Genomic DNA, 21,251 nt, shown 5'->3' with positions numbered 1-21,251 from the left:
CGTACCCCGTCGTCGGCGTGCCCCGGCACCCTTCGTGGGCCGGCGAGGCCCCCTCCCGGCCGCGACCCGGTTCGTGGCCCGCACCGCCGTGGTGGCAGCGGTCGCCGTCGGCGCCGCCGGTGTCGTGGACGCTCACGCCGAGATCACCCTCGACGTCGACGGCGCGGTGCGCACCGTCGACGGCTACGGCGACACGGTCGCCGACGTGCTGGCCTTCAACGGCGTCAGGCCGGGACCGGACGACCTGGTCCAGCCCGCGCTGACGGCGTCGGCCCCGGACGACGGCGAGGTCGTGGTCCGCACCAGCAAGGACGTCACGATGGAGATCGACGGCGAGACCGTCACGTTCCCGACGACGGCGCACACCGTGGGCGAGCTGCTCGCGGCGCTCGGGCCGCGGGGCGAGGGCGCGGTCACGACGGCGTCGCGCAGCGATCCGCTGGGACGGTCGCCGGTCCGGGTCTCGACGCTCAAGACCGTCCACGTCTCGGTGGACGGGTCCGTCCTCCCGCTGCGCACCACGCAGGCCACGGTGCGCGAGGTGCTCGCCGAGGTCGGGATCACCCTCGCGGCGCAGGACGGCACCTCGGTCCCGCTGGGGGCGGCGGCGGTCGACGGCATGGTCGTCGTGGTCCACCGCGGGCAGACGGGTTCCGACCTGGTCACCGAGGTGGTGCCGTTCGAGACCGAGACGGTGGAGTCCGACGACCTGCCGCGCGGGCACGAGGTGGTGCAGACCCGCGGCGTGCCGGGTGAGCGGGTGACGACCTACGAGGTGCGCACCATCGACGGCGCCGAGGTGGAGCGCACCGTGGTCGACCGCACGGTCACGACGGAGCCGGTCACGGAGGTCGTCCTGGTCGGCACGCTGGACGTCTCCGACATCCAGGTCGACCCGGGGTCGGCCAAGGCCGTCGCGCGGTCGCTGGCGGCCGAGCGCGGCTGGGGCAGCGACCAGTTCGTCTGCCTGGACAAGCTGTGGACCAAGGAGTCGAACTGGCGCTGGAACGCCGAGAACCCGTCCAGCGGGGCCTACGGCATCCCGCAGGCGCTGCCGGGGTCGAAGATGGCCACGGCCGGCTCGGACTGGCGGACGAACCCCACCACCCAGATCCGGTGGGGCCTGGACTACATCAGCGGGCGGTACGGCTCGCCCTGCGCGGCCTGGAACCACTCGATGTCGGTCGGTTGGTACTGATCGGTGTGACGTCCGCGACATCGGCGGGTGGAACTTTTCGGGCATAGGCTCCCGCAACCGCGCATTCTTACCACAGTCGCGCTTGGTTGAACATCACGATGCGGTTACGGTCGACGGGATCGCCGGACCGACCCGGACCCGACCGTGCGCCGGGGCCTCCGCCGTCGAACCCGGACCGCACGACGTCTGGACCGCCATGAAGGACTGGCCTTTCGACAACGTGGCTCCCTCGACCGAGCCGGTTCCCGTCTTCGCCCACGTGAGCGACGACCCCACCGTCGGCGCCTCCGCCGGCACCGCCGCCGGTGGTGCCGGGACGCCGGGCGACGCGCCGGGCGACAGCACCCCGACGCGCCGGCGCCGACGCCGCTGGCCGCTCGTGACCGCCGTGGCCGTGCTCAGCCTCGTCGTGGCGGGTGGCGTCTCCGCCGCCGTCGTGGAGCAGCTGCGCAAGGACGTCACCCTCGACGTCGACGGCCGCCTCACCACCGTGACCACGTACGCCGCCACCGTCGACGACGTGCTCGCCGAGGAGGGGGTGCGCGTCGGCGACAACGACGAGGTCACCCCCGCGGCCGACGACCAGCTGCGTGACGGCGCCGTCGTCCAGGTCCGGTACGGCCGCCAGCTCACCGTCGAGACCGACGGCGAGCAGCGGGACGTGTGGGTCGCGGCGCTCGACGCCGACGAGGCCCTCGCCGACTTCGCCGAGCGCGCCGACCAGGTGCGGCTGCTGCCGTCGCGGTCCGCCGAGCGGGCCACGCTGCCGATCCGCCTCGACGCCGACCAGCCGGTCACGCTCGTCGTGGGCGGCGAGGAGACGGTCGTCGACGACGGCGCCGTCACCCTCGAGGAGCTGCTCGCCGCCGAGGGCGTCGAGCTCGACGCGGACGACCGCGTCCACGTCGAGCAGGTCGAGCCCGCCGACGGGTCCGAGCCCTCGGTGCGGGTCGTCGTCCAGGTCGTCGACGTGAAGAAGGTCGACAAGACCAAGAAGGTCGACTTCGACACCGTGACGAAGACCGACCCGGACCGCTACGTCGACGAGGGCTCCTACGTCGCCACGGAGGGCAGCAAGGGTGAGCGGACCATCACCTGGGAGGTCACCCGGGTCGACGGCGAGGTGACGAACCGCGAGAAGCTCTCCAGCAAGGTCACGACGAAGCCGGTCGACAAGGTCGTGGTCGAGGGCACCAAGGAGCGTCCCGAGCCGGAGCCCGAGCCCGCGCCGCAGCCCGCCGACACCGGCAGCTCGTCGTCCTCCTCCGGATCGTCCGGCTCGAGCTCCTCGTCCGGCGGCTCCGCGCCGTCCGGCTCGGTCTGGGCCGCGCTGGCGCAGTGCGAGTCCGGCGGCGACCCCACCACCAACACCGGCAACGGGTACTACGGCATGTACCAGTTCTCGCTGTCGACCTGGCAGTCGGTCGGCGGGACCGGGCTGCCGTCCGACGCCTCGGCCGCCGAGCAGACGAAGCGTGCGCAGATCCTGCAGTCGCGGGCGGGGTGGGGCCAGTGGCCGCACTGCGCCGCGAAGCTCGGGCTGCTCTGATCCGATCCTTCCGAGGGTCGAACCGGCCCGGACACCGTCGCGTTCACGCGCCCCTGGGGGCGCTCCACTCCGGGGATGACGACGGCGTCCGGGCCGGTTCGACCCTCGTGGTCCGTCCCAGGCCGCCCCGGCGCTCCGGCGTCACCCGAGAGGGGGCGGGGCGGTAGATCTGACGGAGGCGGAACCGGGGTGTGCAGGGCCTGTGAAAGAGCGGTGACCCCGGCCCCGGATGTGACGTAGACCCTCTTGCCACGGATCACGGAATGGTTACGGTCGAGCGTCGTTGCATGACGAACGATGAGTCCTGCTGTACAGCGCGGCCCGCAGGGGGCCGGCCCCACGCACGAACTTGGAGCTGTATGACCTCCGTGCCCGAGAACCTCGAGCCGCAGCCGACCACGGACGAGACCCGAGCCGTCACCCGCACGCGCCGGGTCCGTCGTCGGCGGACCCTCATCGCCTCCTTCACCGTCGGCGCCCTCGCCCTCGGTGTCGGGTCCGCGGTGGGTGTCTCCCAGGCCCACAAGACCGTGACGCTCGACGTCGACGGCGAGACCCGGTCGGTCGGCACCTTCGCCGGCGACATCGAGGGCCTGCTCGCCGAGCAGGGCGTCGAGGTCGGGGACCGCGACGTCGTCGCCCCGGCCGCCGCGACCTCCCTGCACGACGGGAGCGACGTCGTCGTGCGCACCGGCAAGCAGGTGGCCATCCAGGTCGACGGCGAGGAGTCGTCCACCTGGATCAACGCCGCCGACGCCAACGAGGCGCTGAACCTGCTCAGCCAGCGCGGCAGCGAGGTCCACCTCGTCGCGTCGCGCTCCGAGGACCGTGCGGCGCTGCCGCTGGACGTCCACGACGGCCAGGACGTCGCCGTCGTCGCCGACGACGAGATCGAGGTCGTCGACGGCTCCGAGGACCTGAACGCCGTGCTCGGTGCCGCGGACGTCGAGATCGACGCCGACGACATCGTCACCGTCACCGACGCCGCGACCGCCGACGTCACGGCCAAGGAGCTCCCCGAGGACGCCGAGATGCCGGCCGTCGCCGCCGTCGTCCAGCGCGTCGACGTCGAGCGGGTCACCAAGACCAAGACGATCGAGCGTGAGGTCAAGGTCAAGCAGAGCGACGACCGCTACGAGGACCTCGACCCGAAGGTCAAGAAGAAGGGCCGTGACGGCTCCCGCACCGTCGTGCGCGAGATCACCACGATCGACGGCGAGGAGGTCTCGAACGAGAAGATCACCTCGATGGTCACCAAGGAGCCGAGGACCCGCGTGCTGGTCGAGGGCACCAAGCCGCGCCCCGAGCCGGAGCCGGAGCCGGAGCCCGAGCCCGCGACGTCGTCCAGCTCCTCCAGCTCCTCGAGCTCGGGGTCGTCCGGGTCGAGCACGTCCTACTCGGGCTCCAACCGCCAGATCGGTCAGCAGATGGCCGCCGCCCGCGGCTGGACCGGCTCGCAGTGGTCCTGCCTCGAGTCGCTGTGGACCAAGGAGTCCAACTGGTCGCACACCGTCGCCAACCCGTCCTCGGGCGCCTACGGCATCCCGCAGTCGCTCCCGGGGTCGAAGATGGCCTCCCACGGCTCGGACTGGCAGACCAACCCGGCCACCCAGATCGCCTGGGGCCTGGACTACATCGCCGGCCGCTACGGCACGCCGTGCGGTGCCTGGAGCCACTCGCAGGCGAACAACTGGTACTGAGCCGACTGGTACCCACCCCCCTGGTCGGGCGATACTGCCGCCCATGACCAACACCCCTGGCGCCCTGCTCGGCCCTGCGGAGATCCGCGAGCTGGCAGGGCGCCTCGGTGTCCGCCCCACGAAGACGCTCGGGCAGAACTTCGTGCACGACGGCGGCACGGTGCGCAAGATCGTCCGTGCCGCCGGCGTGCAGCCCGGCGACCGGGTCGTCGAGATCGGGCCCGGGCTGGGGTCGCTGACGCTCGGACTGCTCGAGGCGGGCGCCTCGGTCGTCGCCGTCGAGATCGACCCGGTGCTCGCCGGCCAGATCGCCGAGACGGTGCACCGCCACGCCCCCGACGCGGACTTCGAGGTGGTCACCGCCGACGCGATGGACGTCACCGACCTGCCGGGCGCACCGCCGTCGGCCCTCGTGGCGAACCTGCCCTACAACGTGGCCGTGCCGGTGCTGCTGACCTTCCTCCAGCGCTTCGCGTCGCTGCGGTCGGTGCTCGTGATGGTGCAGGCCGAGGTCGCCGACCGGCTCGCCGCGCCCCCCGGGTCGCGCACCTACGGGGTGCCGTCGGCCAAGGCCGCCTGGTACGGCGCCGCCCGGCGGTCGCTGAACGTCTCGCGCCACGTCTTCTGGCCCGAGCCGAACGTCGACTCGGCCCTCGTGGCGATCGAGCGCCACGACCCGCCGGTCACGACGGCGACGCGCGAGCAGGTCTTCGCCGTCGTCGACGCCGCCTTCGCCCAGCGCCGCAAGACGCTGCGTGCCGCACTGTCCGGGACCTTCGGGTCCGGTGCTGCCGCGGAGGAGGCGTTGCGCGCCGCCGACGTCGACCCGCGCCTGCGTGGGGAACGTCTCTCGATCGCCGATTTCGCCCGGATCGCCGAGCACCTTCCGGCCCCTGCTGGCACGGTGGACGGGTGACCAGTCTCGCTGCCGCCCCGTCGCCGTCCGTCCGCGTCCGAGCGCCGGGGAAGATCAACCTGTCCCTGCGGGTCGGTCCGGTCGAGGAGGACGGCTACCACCCGCTGGTCACGGTGTTCCAGGCGGTGGCCCTGCACGAGGAGGTCACGGCCACCGAGGTCGCCGACGGCGTGGGTCTGTCGCTGACGGTCGACGGGCCGCAGGCCGACCGGGTCCCCCTGGACGCGTCGAACCTCGCCTGGCGGGCGGCCGAGGTGCTGGCCGAGCACGTCGGCACGTCGCCGGACGTCGCCCTGCACCTGTCCAAGGGGGTCCCCGTCGCGGGCGGCATGGCGGGCGGGTCCGCCGACGCCGCCGCCACCCTCGTCGCGTGCGACGCGCTGTGGGGGGCCGGGCTGTCCCGGGCCGAGCTGTCCGGGCTGGCGGCCCGGCTCGGCTCCGACGTGCCCTTCGCGCTGCTGGGGCACACCGCCGTCGGCACGGGCCGCGGGCACCTGCTGACCCCGGCGATGTCCCGCGGCGAGTTCCACTGGGCGTTCGCCACGCGGGACGAGGGGCTGTCGACCCCGGCGGTGTACGGCCGGTTCGACGAGATGTACGGGACGACCGCCCCGCCGGTCGACGTCGCCGACGACAACGGCCTCATGCAGGCCCTGCGCGCCGGGGACCCGACTGCGCTCGGGGCGGCGCTGCACAACGACCTCGAGCCGGCTGCGCTCGAGCTCCGCCCCGAGCTGGAGCGCACCCTGGAGATCGCCCGCAACGGCGGTGCGCTCGGGGCGATGGTGTCCGGTTCCGGGCCGACCGTTGCCGCGCTGGCCCGGTCCCGCCAGCACGCGCTGGCGATCGCCGCGACCTGGACCGCCGAGGACGCCGCCGACGCGGTCTGGTGCACGACGGCGCCGGCCGCGGGGGCCCGCGTCCTCTGACACCGCCCCGCGAGGTAGGCAACCGTCCGCCGAGGTAGGCAACCTCCCCGCGAGGTAGTGCTCAGTCCAGGTGCTTGCGCAGGAATGCCAGGGTCGGCGCGAACCGGTAGTGCTGACCGCCCTCGTGCCCGTTGTACGGGTAGACGTCGATCTCCCGGTCGGTGCCGCCCCACGCGTTGAACGCCGCGTACACCGTCGACGGCGGGCAGATCGTGTCCATCAGCGCGACGGAGAACAGGCCGGCGGCCCGGGCGCGCCGCGCGAACGAGACCCCGTCGAGGTACGACAGCGTGCGCCAGGCGGCGTCCTCGTGCTCCCGGTGCACCGCGAGGTACCGCGTGATCTCGGCGTAGGGATCGGCGTCGGTGATCTGGACGGCGCGCCGGAAGTGGCACAGGAACGGCACGTTCGGCGCCGCGGCCACGACGTCGGGCAGTAGGCCTGCCACGGCGATCGCGATGCCGCCACCCTGGCTGGTCCCGGCCACGGCCACTCGCGCCGGGTCGATCCCGTCGATCTGCCGCACGGCGTCCACGGCCCGCACGCCGTCGGTGAAGACACGCCGGTAGTAGTGCTCGGCCGGGTCGAGGATGCCGCGGGTCATGAACCCGGGGGAGGCGGGGCCGTGTCCCACCGGGTCGGGGGTGTCGCCGCCGGAGCCCCAGCCGGAACCCTGTCCGCGGGTGTCGACGACCAGGTGCGCGTACCCGGCCGCGGCGTACCCGAGCTGTTCGTGCGGCAGCCCGCGGCCCCCGCCGTAGCCGATGAACTCCACGACGGCGGGCAGGGGACCGTCGACCCGGGCCGGTCGGACGAGCCATGCCTTGATCGGGTGCCCGCCGAACCCGGGGAAGGTGACGTCGTCGACCGTGAGCTCGGTCAGCCCGGCGTCCACCCGCTCGATGCGCACGTCGTCACCGAACCCGCGCGCCTCGGCGATCGTGCCGGACCAGAAGGCGTCGAAGTCGCCGGGCTCCTCGACCGTGGGACGGTACTGCTCAAGCTCGGTCACGGGCAGGTCGAACTGGGCCATGAGGGGGACTCTCCTGGGTGCGGACGGCGACGTCGTCCCCGAGGCTAGCGGCTTGCGGCCCCCCTCTTGCCCATCGTGCGTGCCTCCTTCTCCCTGACCGCGCCGCGATGAGGGAGAAGGAAGCACGCACGATGTCCGGGAGCGGCGGCGACTACCCTGTTCCGGTGGCACATCTCCTCGGCGCGGACAGCATCTCGCTGACCATCGGCATCCGCACCCTGCTCGACGACGTCTCCCTCGGGCTCGACGACGGCGACCGGATCGGCGTCGTCGGACCCAACGGCGCCGGCAAGTCCACGCTGCTGCGGATGCTCGCCGGTGCGGCCGTGCCCGACGACGGCCGCATCACCCGCGTGGGCGGCTCCCGGATCGGGATGCTCGACCAGCGCGACGACGTCCCCGAGGGCGCGACCGTCCTCGACCTCGTGCACGGCGACGACGAGACCCACGAGTGGGCCTCCGACCCGCGCGTGCGCGCCGTGCACGCCGGTCTTCTGGCCGACCTCGACCTGGACAAGCCGGCCACCACGCTCTCCGGCGGCCAGCGCCGTCGTGTGGCCCTGGCGCACCTGCTCGTCGAGGACCCCGACGTCCTGCTGCTCGACGAGCCCACCAACCACCTCGACGTCGAGGGTGTGGCCTGGCTCGCCGAGCACCTGCGCAACCGCTACGGCCGCCCCGGTGCGGCGGGCGCGCTGGTGGTCGTCACCCACGACCGCTGGTTCCTCGACGCCGTCTGCTCGCGCATGTGGGAGGTCCGCGGCGACGGGACCGGTGCCGTCGACGGCTACGAGGGCGGCTACGCCGCCTACATCCTGGCCCGCGCCGAGCGGTCCCGGCAGGCCGCCGCGGCCGCCGAGAAGCGCAACAACCTGCTGCGCAAGGAGCTCGCCTGGCTCAAGCGCGGCGCCCCGGCGCGCACCTCCAAGCCGAAGTTCCGGGTGGAGGCGGCCCAGAGCCTCATCGCCGACGAGCCGCCGCCGCGCGACCAGCTCGAGCTGACGCAGATGGCCACCAAGCGGCTCGGCAAGGACGTCCTCGACCTCGAGGACGTCACCGTGCGCGTCCCGCTGCCCGACGGCGGGGAGCGCACCCTGCTCGACGACGTCACGTGGCGGCTCGGGCCCGGCGACCGGTACGGCGTCGTCGGGGTCAACGGTGCCGGCAAGACGACGCTGCTCGCCCTGCTGGCCGGACGCCGCGACCCCGAGGGCGGCCGGGTGCGGCGCGGCAAGACGGTCGAGGTCGCCGAGCTGACCCAGGAGGTCACCGAGCTCGACCAGGTCGGGGACCTGACCGCGGTGCAAGTGGTGGACCGGGAGAAGCGCACCGTCGTCGTGGACGGCAAGGAGCTCACGGCCGGGCAGCTCACCGAACGTCTCGGATTCACGCGCGAGCGCGCCCACACCGTGGTGCGCAACCTCTCCGGCGGGGAACGCCGACGGCTGCAGCTCCTGCGCCTGCTGGTCTCCGAGCCGAACGTGCTGCTGCTCGACGAGCCCACCAACGACCTGGACACCGACACCCTCGCCGCCGTCGAGGACCTGCTGGACGGCTGGCCCGGCACCCTGATCGTCGTCTCCCACGACCGCTACCTGCTGGAGCGGGTGTGCGACCGGCAGTGGGCGCTGCTCGGCGACGGCGCGCTGCGCGACCTGCCGGGCGGGGTCGAGCAGTACCTGGAGCTGCGACGTGCCGGTGCTGGGGTGTCGGGCGACGTCTCGTCGCCGAGCGCTCCCTCCGCAGCCGACACGTCCGGCGGGCCGGACGGTGGTGCAGCGCCGTCGGCCGCGGAGCAGCGGCAGGCCAAGAAGGCCGTGCAGCGCCTGGAGAAGCAGCTCGCCCGGCTGACGCAGGAGGAGGCGCGCCTGCACGAGCAGATGGCCGCGGACCCCACGGACTTCGAGGCCACAGCCCGGCTCGACGCACGGCTGCGCGAGCTCACCGCCGAGAAGGACGACCTCGAGATGCAGTGGCTGGAGGCCGCCGAGCTCGTCGAGTGAGCCTCCCCGACGCCTGTCCCGGTCGTGCGGGAATCGGGCAGGTGAAACCCGCACGACCGGGACGCGCGAGCGTCAGACCGCTGTCCGGCCGCGGATCACGGCACGGTGTAGCCCGCGGCGCGGAACAGCTCGTACCACTCGGCGCGGGTGAGCGGGACGTCCGAGCCCTGCGCCGCACCGGCGACGCGCTCCGGCGTCGTGGTGCCCAGCACGACCTGCATCCCGGCCGGGTGGCGGGTGATCCAGGCCGTCGCGATCGCGATGGCCGGTACGTCGTACTTCGCGGCCAACCGGTCGATGACGGCGTTCAGCTCGGGGTAGTTCTCCGAGCCGAGGAACACGCCGGTGAAGAACCCGGCCTGGAACGGCGACCAGGCCTGCACGGTGATGTCGTGCAGGCGGCAGTAGTCGAGGAGCCCGCCGTCGCGCCCGGCGGACTGGTCCAGTCCGGCCATGTTGGCGGCCACGCCCTGCGCGACCAGCGGTGCGTGGGTGATCGAGAGCTGGAGCTGGTTCGCGACGAGCGGCTGGCGAACCGACTTCTTGAGCAGCTCGATCTGGCCCGGCGTGTGGTTGGAGACGCCGAAGGAGCGCACCTTGCCGGTCGACTCCAGGTGGTCGAAGGCGCGGGCGACCTCGTCGGGCTCCACGAGGGCGTCCGGGCGGTGCAGCAGCAGCACGTCCAGGTAGTCGGTGTCGAGGGCCTTCAGCGACTCCTCGACGGACGACACCAGGTGGTCGAAGGAGAAGTCGAAGTACGGGCCCTCGCGGACGATGCCGGCCTTGGACTGGATGGTCAGCTCCTCTCGCTGCGAGGGCGTGAGCTGCATGGCCTCGGCGAACCGGCGTTCGCAGCCGTGCAGCGCGTCGCCGTAGACGTCGGCGTGGTCGACGAAGTCGATGCCGGCGTCGCGGGCGGTGCGCACGAGCTCGCGGACGGCGTCGTCGTCCATCTGCTGGATGCGCATCAGGCCGAGGACGACGTTGGGGACCTGGCGGCCGCTGGTGCCGAGGGGGACGGTCTTCATGGGGGATCCTCCGGGTGGTTCAGTGGTCGGAGAGCTCGGCGAGCTCGTCGGTGGTGAGCTCGAGACCGACGGCCTCGGCCGAGTCCTGGATGCTGGTCGGTCGCGAGGCGCCGGGGATCGGCACCACGACCGGGGCGAGGGACAGCTCCCAGGCGAGCGTCACCTGCTGCGGGCTGACGCCGTGCTGCTCGGCCACGCGGCCGAACGCGGCGTGCGTCGAGCCGACCTCGGCGGCCCGCGCGATGCCGCCGAGCGGCGACCAGGGCAGGAAGGCGACCCCGAGCTCGGCGCAGTGCTCCAGCTCGCCCAGGCTGGAGCGGAACGCGGGGGAGAACTGGTTCTGCACGGACGCGAGCCGTCCGCCGAGGATCTCGTTCGCCTCGTCGATCTGGGCGACGTTCGCGTTGGAGATGCCGGCCTGCTGGATCACGCCCTCGTCGAGGAGATCGACCAGCGCGCCGATCGACTCGGCGTAGGGCACCGACGGGTCGGGCCGATGGAACTGGTACAGGCCGATCGCCTCGACACCGAGGCGCTGCGCGGAGGCCTTCGCCGCGGCCTTGAGGTACTCGGGCCGGCCGTCCTGGGTCCAGGTGCCGTCGCCCGGGCGCAGGTGCCCGCCCTTGGTCGCGACGAGCACGTCGGAGGTGTCGCCGCCCCAGGTGCGCAGCGCCTCGGCGATCAGCTCCTCGTTGTGCCCGACCTCCCCGGCGTCGCGGTGGTAGGCGTCGGCGGTGTCGACGAGCGTGACGCCGGCGTCGAGCGCCGCATGGACGGTGGCGATCGCCCGGTCCCGGTCGGGGCGTCCCTCGATGGACAGGGGCATGCCGCCGAGCCCGATCGCGCTGACGGAGCGGTGTCCGATGGTGCGTGATTCCACGGTTCTCCTTGTCTCGACTGTGCTGACGACGATAGGAAGTGAGCGATGATGAGTCCAACGACTTGAACTCATACCGTTCAGAACCAGGAGTGATCAATGGAGCTGCGGCAGATGGAGTACCTGGTGGCGGTGGCCGAGGAGGGCCACTTCACGCGCGCCGCCGCGCTGTGCGGGGTGAGCCAGTCCGGGCTGTCCGCCGCGATCCGGAACCTCGAGAAGGAGCTCGGCGCGTCCCTGTTCGACCGCACGACCCGCCAGGTCGCCCTCACCGACGCCGGCCGGGCCCTGCTGCCGTTCGCCCGGCAGATGCTCGCCCAGGCGTCGGCCGGCCGCGACGCCGTCGTGCGCGCCAGCCGGCAGATCTCCGGCCGGCTGCGGATCGGGTCCGAGCAGTGCCTCGGTGTTCTCGACGTCGGGCCGCTCCTGGAACGCTTCCGGCTGCGCTACCCGCTGGTGGACGTGCAGTTCACGCAGGCGGGTTCGCGCGAGCTCGCGACCCAGGTGCGCGCCGGTGACCTCGACGTGGCGTTCCTCGCCACGACCCAGCACCTCGGCCCCCTGCGCCGCCTCGAGCTCGGCCGCCGTCCCGTCGTCGGTCTCGTGCACCCCACCGACGACCTGGCCCGGTCGGCGCGGGTCTCGTGGGAGGACCTCGCCGTGCGGGACTTCGTCGACTTCCGCGAGCCGTGGGCCATCCGACAGCTCGTGGACGCCGCCTTCGCCGACCGGCACCTCGAGCGTCGCGTCCGCATGAGCGTCGACGACGTCCACACGCTGCTCGACTTCGTCCAGCGTGGGCTGGGGGTCGCCGTCGTGCCCCAGCACGTGGCCGCGAAGCCGCAGGCCGCGGGTCTCGCCGTCCTCGACCTGCCGGACGGCGGGGCCCCGGAATGGGTGGTCTCGGCGGTCTCGGCACCCACGGCCGAGCCGGCCGCGCTCCGGCTGCTGGAGCTGCTCGGCGAGGCGAACCTCGCCGTCGCGCGGGCGGCCTGACTACCGGCTCGGTGCGGTGGCGACGCGCGGCGGTCCCGCAGCCAGCCACAGCGCCACGGTCATCGCCACCAGCAGCGCGGTGAGCAGGGCGAGGGGCGCCGTCCACCCTCCGGTCGCCTCGTACACGGCCCCGAGCGCGATGGGAGCGGTCGCGCCGCACGCGTAGCCGCCGGTCTGGACGACGGCGGAGGTGCGGCGGGCGGTGGCCACCGAGGGCGACCGCCGGGCGACGAGCGTGAAGATCACCGCGAAGATGCCGCCCTGGGCCGCGCCGGCCAGGCCGACCCCGACCCACCACAGCTGCGGGACGAGCAGCAGCGCCACCGGCAGGGTGAGCCAGAGGACGCACTGGACGGTCGCCACGGTCCGCTCGGACAGGCGCCCGGTCAGGCCGAGCGGCACCAGGAACGCCCCGACGACGGCGGCGAGCTGGAACGGGGCGGCTCCGCTGCCCGCGGTGGCGGCGTCGAAGCCGAGCCGGTCGGCGAGGATCGTCGGCAGCCAGGTCGACATCGCGTAGTACCCGGCGGTGTGCCCGGCGAAGGCGATCGCGAGCAGCACGGCGAGCCCGCGCTGCGCCGTCGCCCGCTGACGCTCCTGCGCACGGGTGTCCGACGTCGGCACCCCGTCGTGGCGGCGCGCCAGCGACCGGCCGGCCGGGACCCAGGCGACCAGGGCGACCGCCGCGAGCACGCCCCATCCGGCCAGCGCCCACTGCCAGCCGAACGCGACGGCCAGCGGGACGGTGAACACCGTCGTCAGGGTGGACCCGGCGTTCATGGTGGCGGTGTACGCACCGGTCACGCCGGCCGCGCGGCGCCGGAAGTCCCGGGTGATGATCACCGGCACGGAGACGTTGCCGAGCGTGATGCCGATGCCCAGGACGGCGGTGCCGACCAGGGCCGCCCCGACGGAGCCGCTCGAGCGCAGCAGGGTGCCGACCAGGATCGCCAGCAGCCCGACGACGAGCGCACGTTCCGGGCCCCAGCGGCCCACCAGCACCGCGGACGCCGGGGTGCACACCGCGAACGTCAGCACCGGGATCGACGTCAGGAGCGCGACGCCGGCCGAGGACATCCCCAGGCCGGCCGCGACCTGGTCGATCACCGGGGCCAGTGCGGTCAACGGTGCGCGCAGGTTGAGCGCCACGAGCAGCAGCGCGGCCAGGACGAGCCCGCCGGCGCCCGCGGCGAACGCTGTCGCCCGGTTCGCGCCGCCGTCGCCGGTGCCGCCGTCGCCGGTGCCGCCGTCGCCGGTGCCGCCGGTGGGGCTACTCATCGAACTGGGCGCCGAGGGTGCGCAGCAGAGCGGCCAGCCGGGGGCGTTCCTCCGCCGGCAGGGCGTCGAGGACCTGGGCCTCGACGCCGAGCAGGTCGCTCATGGCCGCGTCCACGCGTGAGCGGCCGGCGCCGGTCAGCCGCACGAGCACGCCGCGACGGTCCTCGGGGGAGCGGTGCCGCTCGACGAGGCCGCGCTCGGCGAGCCGGTCGATCCGGTTGGTCATGGTGCCGCTGGTGACCAGGGTCTGGGCGACCAGACGGCCCGGCGACAGCCGGTACGGCTCGCCGGCGCGCCGCAGCGCGGACAGCACGTCGAACTCCCAGGTCTCGAGGTCGTGCCGGGCGAACGCGCCGCGCCGTGCCCGGTCGAGGTGACGGGCCAGCCGACTGATGCGTGAGAAGACGGTCAGGGGTTCGACGTCGAGGTCGGGGCGCTCGCGCTGCCAGGCGGCGACGATGCGGTCGACCTCGTCACCGGGGTGCGTGCTCTCCATGCCCCGAGACTAACGCTGGTCTCTCGATGTCAAGAATCTTGACGCGGGCGGAGCGGTCAGTCGCAGGTGAACGCCTCGAACGGGACGTCCTCGGTCGAGGTCACGTCCTCGCCGCCGACCACGGCGTGCCCCGTCACCGACACCGTACCGGCGGGCACCGCCGCGGACCGCGTACCGAACGTCCGGTGGACGTACCGGTCGGGTGCGACGTCCTCGACCGTCCGGGACCCGTACGGCGTGTCCACCGTGACGGACACCGGGACGTCCATGCCGTTCTGCACCCGCACGGCCAGGTAGCCGCGGCCCCCCAGGCACCGTGGCTGGACGACGGTGTCCAGCTCGAGCGGCGGCGTCGCGGAGGTGTCCGGCTCGACCGTCACGGTCAGGACCGGCGCCCCGTCGGCGGACCCCTGGTCCTCCGCGGTCGCGAAGGTCAGCGTCGCGCCCGTGGTGGGTTCCGTCCAGCGGTCGCCCGGGCCGAACGGCGCGTCGTCGAGCCCGGCCGCCGACCCGGGGGTCGCGTCGACGACGCGGAGCGGCCCCTCCCCGCTGCGCACCGAGGTGTCGACCGTGTAGACGAGCGCCCCGGTCGCGAGCGCGCCGTCGTCGTAGCCGGCCCGCTGCCGGTTCTCCACCACGACGGCCGTGGTCGGCCCGGTCGGCAGCACGAGCATCGCGTCCTGCGACGCGTCCGCCGACGCGGCGGCCGGGACCGGGACGAGGTCCGCCGACGACGGCGTCGTGCCGTCGGCGCAGACGACCTGCTCGTCGTCGATCCAGCCGAGCTGCCAGCGGCTCCACGTGAACAGCTCCGGTGCGTGCCCGGAGATCAGACCCATGAGGTCCCAGCCGCCCACGGCCGCGTGGTGGTTCCCCGGGTCGTCCGCGGGGGCCTCGGCCAGGTAGAGGTCCGGCAGTCCGAAGGTGTGACCGGACTCGTGCGCCAGGACGAGACCGCCCCAGGACCACTGGTCGGCACCGATGGTGACGGCGTGCGTGAGGCGGTTGCCGTCGACCGTGACGTCGAGGAAGTTCGTGGTGGGCGAGTAGCTGATGGCCTCGGCCTCCGCGGTCGCCACGACCCAGACGACGTCGGTGTCCGCGAAGTCGACGGACGGGTCGGCGGCCGCGACCGCGTCCTCGATGTACCGCACGTGCTCGGCGTAGGTCAGGCCCCGCTCGAACGGGTACGCGGTCGAGGGCTCCGGCATCCGCACCCACGAGTCCGACGCCGCCACCTCCAGCGCGAGCCGGCCGCCGGACACGTCCTCGAGGTACTCCACGCCGGAGCGCAGGTTGTCCCCGGCCGCGCCCAGGGTGTCCGCACCGGCGGGTGCGTCCGAGAAGTCGACGAAGACCGTCGTGGCGTGCACGGTGCCCGTCGCCGGGATCGCCTGGTCGTCCACGGGGAACCCGGCCCCCAGCCCGTCGACGGCCGCTGCCGGCCGACAGGCGTCGACACCACCGGCCCCGTGGTCCGTGCCGTCCGTCGGCGCCCCGGAGGCCGCCCGCGGAGCGGTGAGGAGCGTGGCGGCTGCGAGCAGCGCGCCGAGACCGGTCGTGATGCGTCGTCGGATCATGCAGCGTCCCTTCGCCGGGGACGTCGTCCTCGTCCGCTCGGCCCTGAGGGTGCGACGGCGTCCTGGTGGTGTCCTGCAGCGCGCCGTCGGTCCCGCGACGGTCCGCTCCCGTGCGGACGGTCGCGGCGGCGCCGCGGTCGGTCGGGTGCGAGTGTACTGAGTTCGCTGCTCAGCGCCCGATGAGCCCGGGCTTGCGCTCCATGCCGGACAGCCCGTTCCAGGCCAGGTTGACCAGGTGCGCGGCGACGTCGGACTTCTTCGGGCGGCGGGCGTCGAGCCAGTACTGCCCGGTCAGCGCCACCATCCCGACCAGCATCTGCGCGTACAGCGGGGCCACCTTGGGGTCCAGCCCGTTGCTGCGGAACTCCTCGGCCAGGATGTGCTCGACCTGGGAGGCGACGTCGCCGATCAAGGACGAGAACGTGCCCGTGGCCTGCGCGACGGGGGAGTCGCGGACCAGGATGCGGAAGCCGTCCTCGGAGGACTCGATGTACCCCAGCAGCGCCAGCGCCGTGCGCTCGACCATCACCTTGGGGTGGCCGCCCTCGGCGAGGGCCCCGGTGAGGGCGCCGGTCAGCGCCTGCACCTCGCGGTCGACGATGACGGCGTAGATGCCCTCCTTGCCGCCGAAGTGCTCGTAGACCACCGGCTTGGACACCTCGGCCGTGCTGGCGATCTCCTCGACGCTCGTGCCCTCGAAGCCCTTGGCGGCGAACAGCCCGCGACTGACCGCCACCAGCTGCTCCCGGCGTTGGCTCGCGGTCATCCGCGCACGCGGAGCACGCTTCGTCTCCCGGGGTTCAGCAGCCATGACGTCCATTCTGCCCGGTACCGGTCGCCGACGGCGCGGACGTCCACGGGCGGCGGCCGCTCCGGACCGGCCGGAGCGGGTGTGGTGCGCCCCACGTCCGCGGAGGGTGCGGCGGCACGGGATGTGTGCGAGCCACCCGTGGCGACCTGGCAGACTGAGGTCTGGATGTGCGACGCCCGACCCCGGTCGTCGTCGGCCCGACGGCGGAGCCGGGCGTGGTCCGGCACGCGTCGCGCACGATCCGCCTTGGTGTAATCGGCAGCACAAGGGTTTTTGGTGCCCTTGGTCCAGGTTCGAATCCTGGGGGCGGAGCTTGCGCCAGACCCCCGACAGAGACGGAGCAGCGGTGGTTTCCACGGCCCCCCAGGGCGACCAGCAGGCGGCGGACGGCTCGACGTCCGCAGCGCACGCCGACCCGCGACCGGCCGCGGTCGTGGTCCTGGCCGCCGGCCAGGGCACCCGGATGAAGTCCGCGGTCCCCAAGGTCCTGCACGGCATCGGCGGCCGCACCATGCTGGGCCACGCCATGACCGCCGCCCGCGAGCTGGCGCCGGAGCACGTCGCCGTCGTGGTGCGGCACGAGCGCGAGCAGGTCGCCGCCGCGGCGCGCGAGCTCGACGAGGCCGCGCTCGTCGTCGACCAGGACGAGATCCCCGGGACGGGGCGGGCCGTGCAGTGCGCTCTCGACGCGCTGGACGTGCGCACGCACGCCACCCGTGCCGCCGACCTGGTGCACAGCGCCGACGAGGTCCACGACACCGACGGCGCGCACCCGCTGGGCGACGGGCTCGACGGTGCCGTCGTGGTGCTGGCCGGCGACATCCCGCTGCTCGACGGCGCCACGCTGGCCGAGCTGCTCGCCGCCCACCACGCGGACGGCAACGCCGTCACCGTGCTGACCACCGAGCTCGCCGACGCCACCGGCTACGGCCGGATCGTGCGCGAACCCGGTACCGGCGACGTCACCGCCATCGTCGAGCACAAGGACGCCACGGCCGAGCAGCGCGCGATCCGCGAGATCAACTCCTCGGTCTACGTGTTCGACGCGGCCGTGCTGCGCCGCGGCCTCGACGGGCTCGGCAGCGACAACGCGCAGGGCGAGGTGTACCTCACCGACGTGATCGCCTCGGCGCGGGCCGGCGGCGGTGCGGTGCGCGCCGTGCTCTCCGACGACCCGATGCTCGTCGAGGGCGTGAACGACCGGCAGGCCCTGGCGACGCTCGGCGCCGAGCTGAACCGTCGCACCCTGGAGCGCTGGATGCGCGAGGGCGTGACCGTCGTCGACCCGGCCACCACCTGGGTGGACGTCGACGTCGAGCTCGCCCGCGACGTCACCCTGCTGCCCGGCACCCAGCTGCACGGCGCGACGACCGTCGCCGAGGGCGCGACGGTCGGCCCGGACACCACGCTGACCGACGTCGAGGTGGGCGAGCGGGCGAGCGTGGTGCGCACGCACGGCTCCCTGGCGGTGATCGGCGCGGACGCGACCGTCGGCCCCTTCGCCTACCTGCGGCCGAACACCGTGCTCGGCGCTCGCGGGAAGATCGGCACGTTCGTCGAGACGAAGAACACCGAGATCGGCGAGGGGTCGAAGATCCCGCACCTGTCGTACGTCGGCGACGCCACCATCGGCGCCGAGAGCAACATCGGCGCCGCCTCGGTGACCGTCAACTACGACGGCGTCCACAAGCACCGCACGGTCATCGGCTCCCACGCGCGCACCGGGGCGGACAACATGTTCGTCGCCCCGGTGACGATCGGCGACGGCGCCTACACGGCCGCCGGCAGCGTCGTCACGCGGGACGTCCCCGCCGGCGCGCTCGGCGTGAGCCGCCCGCAGCAGAAGAACATCGACGGCTGGGTGGAGCGGCGTCGCGCCGGCACGCCCGCCGCGGAGGCCGCCGCCCGCTCCCGCGACGAGGGCGACGAGGGCGCCGGCGGCCTCGGCCCGCAGGCGAAACGCGAGCTGGCCGAGCACAATGCCCTCACAGGAGCGATCCCGAAGGTGTCGCGCACCGGCGACGCCGCCGACCCGGAGTCCTCCGAGTCCGCCTGAGACCGAGCCGCACCCAGCGAAGGAACCTCCCACTGATGAACACCTCCATCCCCGGTACCGGAGAGCGCACCCTCGTCCTCGCGGCCGGTCGTGCTCACCCCGCCCTCGCCGAGGACGTCGCCGAGGAACTGGGCATCAGCCTGCTGCCGACCTCGGCCTACGACTTCGCCAACAGCGAGACGTACGTCCGCTTCGGCGAGTCGGTCCGCGGGGCGGACATCTTCCTGCTGCAGAGCCACACGGCGCCGGTCAACCAGTGGCTCATGGAGCACCTGCTCATGGTCGACGCCGCCAAGCGCGCCTCGGCCCGCACGATCACGGTGGTGGCGCCGTTCTACGCCTACGCGCGCCAGGACAAGAAGTCCCGCGGCCGCGAGCCGATCTCGGCCCGTCTGGTCGCGGACATGCTGCACACCGCCGGTGCCGACCGGATCATGAGCGTGGACCTGCACACCGCCCAGATCCAGGGCTTCTTCGACGGGCCGGTCGACCACCTGTGGGCGATGCCGGTACTGACCGACTACGTGCGCACGCGGGTGGACACCTCCAACGTGACCGTGGTCTCCCCGGACGCCGGGCGCATCCGCGTGGCCGAGCAGTGGGCGGCCAAGCTCGGCGGCGGCCCGCTGGCGTTCGTGCACAAGACTCGTGACGTCACGCGGCCCAACCAGGCCGTGGCCAACCGGGTCGTGGGCGACGTCGAGGGCCGCGACTGCGTGCTCGTCGACGACCTGATCGACACGGGCGGCACGATCTCCGAGGCGGCCAAGGTCTGCATGCAGGCGGGCGCGAAGTCCGTCATCGTGGCCGCGACGCACGGCGTGCTCTCGGACCCCGCCGCCCAGCGGCTCTCGGAGTCCGGCGCCGTCGAGGTCGTGGTGACCGACACGCTCCCGATCCCCGCCGAGAAGCGCTTCGACGGGCTGACCGTGCTGTCCATCGCGCCGCTGGTCGCCCGGGCGATCCGCGAGGTGTTCGACGACGGCTCGGTGACGTCGCTGTTCGACGGCAACCCCTGATCGACGCGGTGCGTCGCGACGCCGGGCGGTGAGTCAGGGCACGGCGCCGAGGGTTTCGCCGGGGCGGCCGGACCGGGTACAGTAGACCGGTTGCCTCGGCGAGGGACGTCTGACGGGCAGCGGATCCGATCGGGTCGTGCTGCACGACGCAGGACTGCGTCGGACCTCCGTGATCGACTGGGCGGCTGCCGGAGCGGTGCTGATGCCCGCCCGTGCGGCGTCCGCGGTCGTGTCCGTCACGTGCCCCACGCCGACGCAGCCGCCCGCCCGTGCCGGCTTCGGTCGCGGGCAGCCGACGGTTCTGTCCGTCCGTCGGCACGCACAGCCTTCCCAGGAGTGATCCCCATGGCCGAGATCAAGCTCGCCTCCGAGGTCCGTACCGAGTTCGGCAAGGGCGCCGCCCGCCGCATCCGCCGCGCGAACAACATCCCCGCCGTCCTGTACGGCCACGGCACCGACCCGGTCCACATCACGCTGCCGGGCCACGCCACCATGCTGGCGGTGCGCCACACCAACGCCCTGATCGAGCTCACCTTCGACAACGGCACCGAGCTCGCCGTGGTCAAGGACATCCAGCGCCACCCGGTGCGCTGGGACATCGAGCACATCGACCTGCTGCTGGTGAAGAAGGGCGAGAAGATCGCCGTCGACGTCTGGGTCCAGGTCGAGGGCGAGTCCGCTCCCGGCACGATCCACTTCGTCGAGTCGCAGACGCTGTCCGTCGAGGCCGACGCCACCCAGATCCCCGAGTACATCCACGTGTCCATCGAGGGCCGTGAGTCGGGCGACAACATCCACGCCGGCGACATCGAGATGCCCGCGGGCGTCACGCTGCTGACCGACGAGGAGCACGCGGTCGTCACGATCACCGAGCCGCGCGGCGAGGAGTCCGCCGAGGAGGCCGACGAGGAGGCCGCCGGTTCCGCCGACGCCACCGAGGGCGAGTCCTCCGCCGAGTGATCCCGGCTCCTGCGGGAGCTGCCTCCCGCGGGAAGCCCCGCACGCAGATGCGCCCGGCGGCGGCCACGTGCCGTCGTCGGGCGTTCTGCGTGCCCGGTAGGTTGCACCTGGCGAAAGGACGGAACGCATGTCTGACACCCCGTGGCTGGTGGTGGGTCTCGGCAACCCCGGACCGCGCTACGCCGGCAACCGCCACAACGTCGGGCACATGGTGCTCGACCTGCTCGCGGAGCGGACCGGCAGCCGCTTCGCGAAGCACGCCCGCGCCCAGGCGGCCGTCGCCGAGACCCGTCTCGGCGTGCTGCCCGGCGGGGCCCCCGGCCCGCGCGTGGTGCTCGCCAAGCCCACGACGTACATGAACACCTCCGGGGGACCGACGTCGGCACTGGCGCAGTACTACGGGATCGACCCCGAGCGCGTGCTCGTCGTGCACGACGAGGTGGACGTCCCGTTCGACTCCCTCAAGCTGAAGACCGGCGGGGGAGAGGGCGGTCACAACGGGCTGCGGGACATCTCCAAGGCCCTCGGCACCCGCGACTACACGCGCGTGCGCGTCGGTGTCGGGCGTCCGCCGGGCCGGATGGACACGGCCGACTACGTGCTCAAGGACTTCTCGGGCAGCGAGCGCAAGGACCTGCCGATGGTGCTCGAGGACGCCGCCGACGCCGTCGAGATGGTCGCGACCGAGGGTCTGCTGGCGGCGCAGGGGAAGTACCACCAGCGGGTCTGACGATGACCAGCGGATTCACCCGGGTGAGGTCTGCCGTAGACCTCCCCGGACGTCTCCCGCGCGGCCTACCGTGGTGGGGGATCCCGCTGCCC

At 73.3% G+C, this 21,251-nt stretch carries 18 protein-coding genes and 1 tRNA gene; 12 read left to right on the top strand and 7 right to left on the bottom strand.

What is annotated here, in order from left to right; all coding sequences use genetic code 11:
• Nucleotides 1–73 precede the first annotated feature (73 nt).
• From PO879_RS12895 to PO879_RS12875, 5 genes are all read left to right on the top strand, one after another.
• A complete protein-coding gene (locus PO879_RS12895) occupies nt 74–1,198 on the top strand; it encodes a ubiquitin-like domain-containing protein (protein ID WP_278235281.1) in 1,125 nt (374 codons plus the stop codon).
• Nucleotides 1,199–1,394: 196 nt separating this feature from the next.
• The gene (locus PO879_RS12890; protein ID WP_278235280.1) at nt 1,395–2,747 is read left to right on the top strand and encodes a resuscitation-promoting factor; all 1,353 of its coding nucleotides are present in this window, start codon (nt 1,395–1,397) and stop codon (nt 2,745–2,747) included.
• A 359-nt stretch (nt 2,748–3,106) separates the two neighbouring features.
• Nucleotides 3,107–4,447 (top strand): ubiquitin-like domain-containing protein, encoded by a 1,341-nt coding sequence (locus PO879_RS12885; RefSeq protein WP_278235279.1) that lies wholly within the window; start codon nt 3,107–3,109, stop codon nt 4,445–4,447.
• A 43-nt stretch (nt 4,448–4,490) separates the two neighbouring features.
• Complete coding sequence (gene rsmA, locus PO879_RS12880) at nt 4,491–5,363, top strand: 16S rRNA (adenine(1518)-N(6)/adenine(1519)-N(6))-dimethyltransferase RsmA (RefSeq protein WP_278235278.1); 873 nt, start codon at nt 4,491–4,493, stop codon at nt 5,361–5,363.
• The gene (locus tag PO879_RS12875) at nt 5,360–6,292 is read left to right on the top strand and encodes a 4-(cytidine 5'-diphospho)-2-C-methyl-D-erythritol kinase (RefSeq protein ID WP_278235277.1); all 933 of its coding nucleotides are present in this window, start codon (nt 5,360–5,362) and stop codon (nt 6,290–6,292) included. The genes rsmA and PO879_RS12875 overlap by 4 nt, the downstream gene beginning before the upstream one ends.
• A 61-nt stretch (nt 6,293–6,353) precedes the next feature.
• On the opposite strand, the gene PO879_RS12870 is transcribed toward PO879_RS12875, so the two are convergent.
• A complete protein-coding gene (locus PO879_RS12870; protein WP_278235276.1) occupies nt 6,354–7,325 on the bottom strand; it encodes an acetylxylan esterase in 972 nt (323 codons plus the stop codon).
• 164 nt (nt 7,326–7,489) lie between these two features.
• Here PO879_RS12870 and PO879_RS12865 point away from each other — a divergent pair, with 164 nt between their 5' ends.
• Complete coding sequence (locus tag PO879_RS12865; protein WP_278235275.1) at nt 7,490–9,328, top strand: ABC-F family ATP-binding cassette domain-containing protein; 1,839 nt, start codon at nt 7,490–7,492, stop codon at nt 9,326–9,328.
• A 95-nt stretch (nt 9,329–9,423) separates the two neighbouring features.
• On the opposite strand, the gene PO879_RS12860 is transcribed toward PO879_RS12865, so the two are convergent.
• Nucleotides 9,424–10,356, bottom strand: a complete 933-nt coding sequence (locus PO879_RS12860) for an aldo/keto reductase (RefSeq protein WP_278235274.1) — start codon at nt 10,354–10,356, stop codon at nt 9,424–9,426.
• A gap of 19 nt (nt 10,357–10,375) precedes the next feature.
• Nucleotides 10,376–11,236 carry an aldo/keto reductase gene (locus PO879_RS12855; RefSeq protein ID WP_278235273.1) on the bottom strand — a complete coding sequence of 287 codons (861 nt, stop codon included), beginning with the start codon at nt 11,234–11,236 and terminating at the stop codon, nt 10,376–10,378.
• A gap of 96 nt (nt 11,237–11,332) precedes the next feature.
• On the opposite strand from PO879_RS12855, the gene PO879_RS12850 reads away from it, so the two are divergent.
• Nucleotides 11,333–12,229 (top strand): LysR family transcriptional regulator, encoded by an 897-nt coding sequence (locus PO879_RS12850; RefSeq protein WP_278235272.1) that lies wholly within the window; start codon nt 11,333–11,335, stop codon nt 12,227–12,229.
• On the opposite strand, the gene PO879_RS12845 is transcribed toward PO879_RS12850, so the two are convergent.
• From PO879_RS12845 to PO879_RS12830, 4 genes are all read right to left on the bottom strand, one after another.
• Complete coding sequence (locus PO879_RS12845) at nt 12,230–13,507, bottom strand: MFS transporter (RefSeq protein WP_278235271.1); 1,278 nt, start codon at nt 13,505–13,507, stop codon at nt 12,230–12,232.
• Complete coding sequence (locus PO879_RS12840) at nt 13,500–14,003, bottom strand: MarR family transcriptional regulator (protein WP_278235270.1); 504 nt, start codon at nt 14,001–14,003, stop codon at nt 13,500–13,502. Before PO879_RS12840 ends, PO879_RS12845 begins: the two co-directional genes overlap by 8 nt.
• 56 nt (nt 14,004–14,059) lie before the next feature.
• Nucleotides 14,060–15,583 (bottom strand): M6 family metalloprotease domain-containing protein, encoded by a 1,524-nt coding sequence (locus PO879_RS12835; RefSeq protein WP_278235269.1) that lies wholly within the window; start codon nt 15,581–15,583, stop codon nt 14,060–14,062.
• A 169-nt stretch (nt 15,584–15,752) separates the two neighbouring features.
• Nucleotides 15,753–16,349, bottom strand: a complete 597-nt coding sequence (locus PO879_RS12830; protein WP_278237538.1) for a TetR/AcrR family transcriptional regulator — start codon at nt 16,347–16,349, stop codon at nt 15,753–15,755.
• A 285-nt stretch (nt 16,350–16,634) separates the two neighbouring features.
• Here PO879_RS12830 and PO879_RS12825 point away from each other — a divergent pair.
• From PO879_RS12825 to pth, 5 genes are all read left to right on the top strand, one after another.
• Nucleotides 16,635–16,706 (top strand) — tRNA-Gln (locus PO879_RS12825).
• Between the two features lie 121 nt (nt 16,707–16,827).
• The gene (gene glmU, locus PO879_RS12820; protein ID WP_278237537.1) at nt 16,828–18,450 is read left to right on the top strand and encodes a bifunctional UDP-N-acetylglucosamine diphosphorylase/glucosamine-1-phosphate N-acetyltransferase GlmU; all 1,623 of its coding nucleotides are present in this window, start codon (nt 16,828–16,830) and stop codon (nt 18,448–18,450) included.
• Nucleotides 18,451–18,485: 35 nt separating this feature from the next.
• Nucleotides 18,486–19,469: a ribose-phosphate diphosphokinase gene (locus PO879_RS12815; protein ID WP_278235268.1), complete on the top strand. Its 984-nt coding sequence runs from the start codon at nt 18,486–18,488 to the stop codon at nt 19,467–19,469.
• A gap of 345 nt (nt 19,470–19,814) precedes the next feature.
• Nucleotides 19,815–20,429 carry a 50S ribosomal protein L25/general stress protein Ctc gene (locus PO879_RS12810; protein WP_278235267.1) on the top strand — a complete coding sequence of 205 codons (615 nt, stop codon included), beginning with the start codon at nt 19,815–19,817 and terminating at the stop codon, nt 20,427–20,429.
• 127 nt (nt 20,430–20,556) lie between these two features.
• Nucleotides 20,557–21,159, top strand: a complete 603-nt coding sequence (gene pth, locus PO879_RS12805) for an aminoacyl-tRNA hydrolase (protein WP_278235266.1) — start codon at nt 20,557–20,559, stop codon at nt 21,157–21,159.
• The last annotated feature ends 92 nt before the right edge of the window (nt 21,160–21,251 follow it).

The sequence above is a fragment of the Isoptericola sp. AK164 genome (assembly GCF_029643425.1).
Classification (GTDB): Bacteria; Actinomycetota; Actinomycetes; order Actinomycetales; family Cellulomonadaceae; genus Isoptericola; species Isoptericola haloaureus.
The sequence above is the reverse complement of the archived record's forward strand: the minus strand, read 5'-3'. Positions and strand labels throughout refer to the sequence as shown.

What these genes read in the sequence shown, in the direction of transcription:
- PO879_RS12815 (WP_278235268.1), top strand. Translation starts at nt 18,486, where the DNA reads ATGAACACCTCCATCCCCGGTACCGGAGAGCGCACCCTCGTCCTCGCG.
- PO879_RS12850 (WP_278235272.1), top strand. Translation starts at nt 11,333, where the DNA reads ATGGAGCTGCGGCAGATGGAGTACCTGGTGGCGGTGGCCGAGGAGGGC.
- rsmA (WP_278235278.1), top strand. Translation starts at nt 4,491, where the DNA reads ATGACCAACACCCCTGGCGCCCTGCTCGGCCCTGCGGAGATCCGCGAG.
- pth (WP_278235266.1), top strand. Translation starts at nt 20,557, where the DNA reads ATGTCTGACACCCCGTGGCTGGTGGTGGGTCTCGGCAACCCCGGACCG.
- PO879_RS12830 (WP_278237538.1), bottom strand. Translation starts at nt 16,349, where the DNA reads ATGACCGCGAGCCAACGCCGGGAGCAGCTGGTGGCGGTCAGTCGCGGG.
- PO879_RS12860 (WP_278235274.1), bottom strand. Translation starts at nt 10,356, where the DNA reads ATGAAGACCGTCCCCCTCGGCACCAGCGGCCGCCAGGTCCCCAACGTC.
- PO879_RS12890 (WP_278235280.1), top strand. Translation starts at nt 1,395, where the DNA reads ATGAAGGACTGGCCTTTCGACAACGTGGCTCCCTCGACCGAGCCGGTT.
- PO879_RS12885 (WP_278235279.1), top strand. Translation starts at nt 3,107, where the DNA reads ATGACCTCCGTGCCCGAGAACCTCGAGCCGCAGCCGACCACGGACGAG.
- PO879_RS12870 (WP_278235276.1), bottom strand. Translation starts at nt 7,325, where the DNA reads ATGGCCCAGTTCGACCTGCCCGTGACCGAGCTTGAGCAGTACCGTCCC.
- PO879_RS12840 (WP_278235270.1), bottom strand. Translation starts at nt 14,003, where the DNA reads ATGGAGAGCACGCACCCCGGTGACGAGGTCGACCGCATCGTCGCCGCC.
- PO879_RS12835 (WP_278235269.1), bottom strand. Translation starts at nt 15,583, where the DNA reads ATGATCCGACGACGCATCACGACCGGTCTCGGCGCGCTGCTCGCAGCC.
- PO879_RS12810 (WP_278235267.1), top strand. Translation starts at nt 19,815, where the DNA reads ATGGCCGAGATCAAGCTCGCCTCCGAGGTCCGTACCGAGTTCGGCAAG.
- PO879_RS12845 (WP_278235271.1), bottom strand. Translation starts at nt 13,507, where the DNA reads ATGAGTAGCCCCACCGGCGGCACCGGCGACGGCGGCACCGGCGACGGC.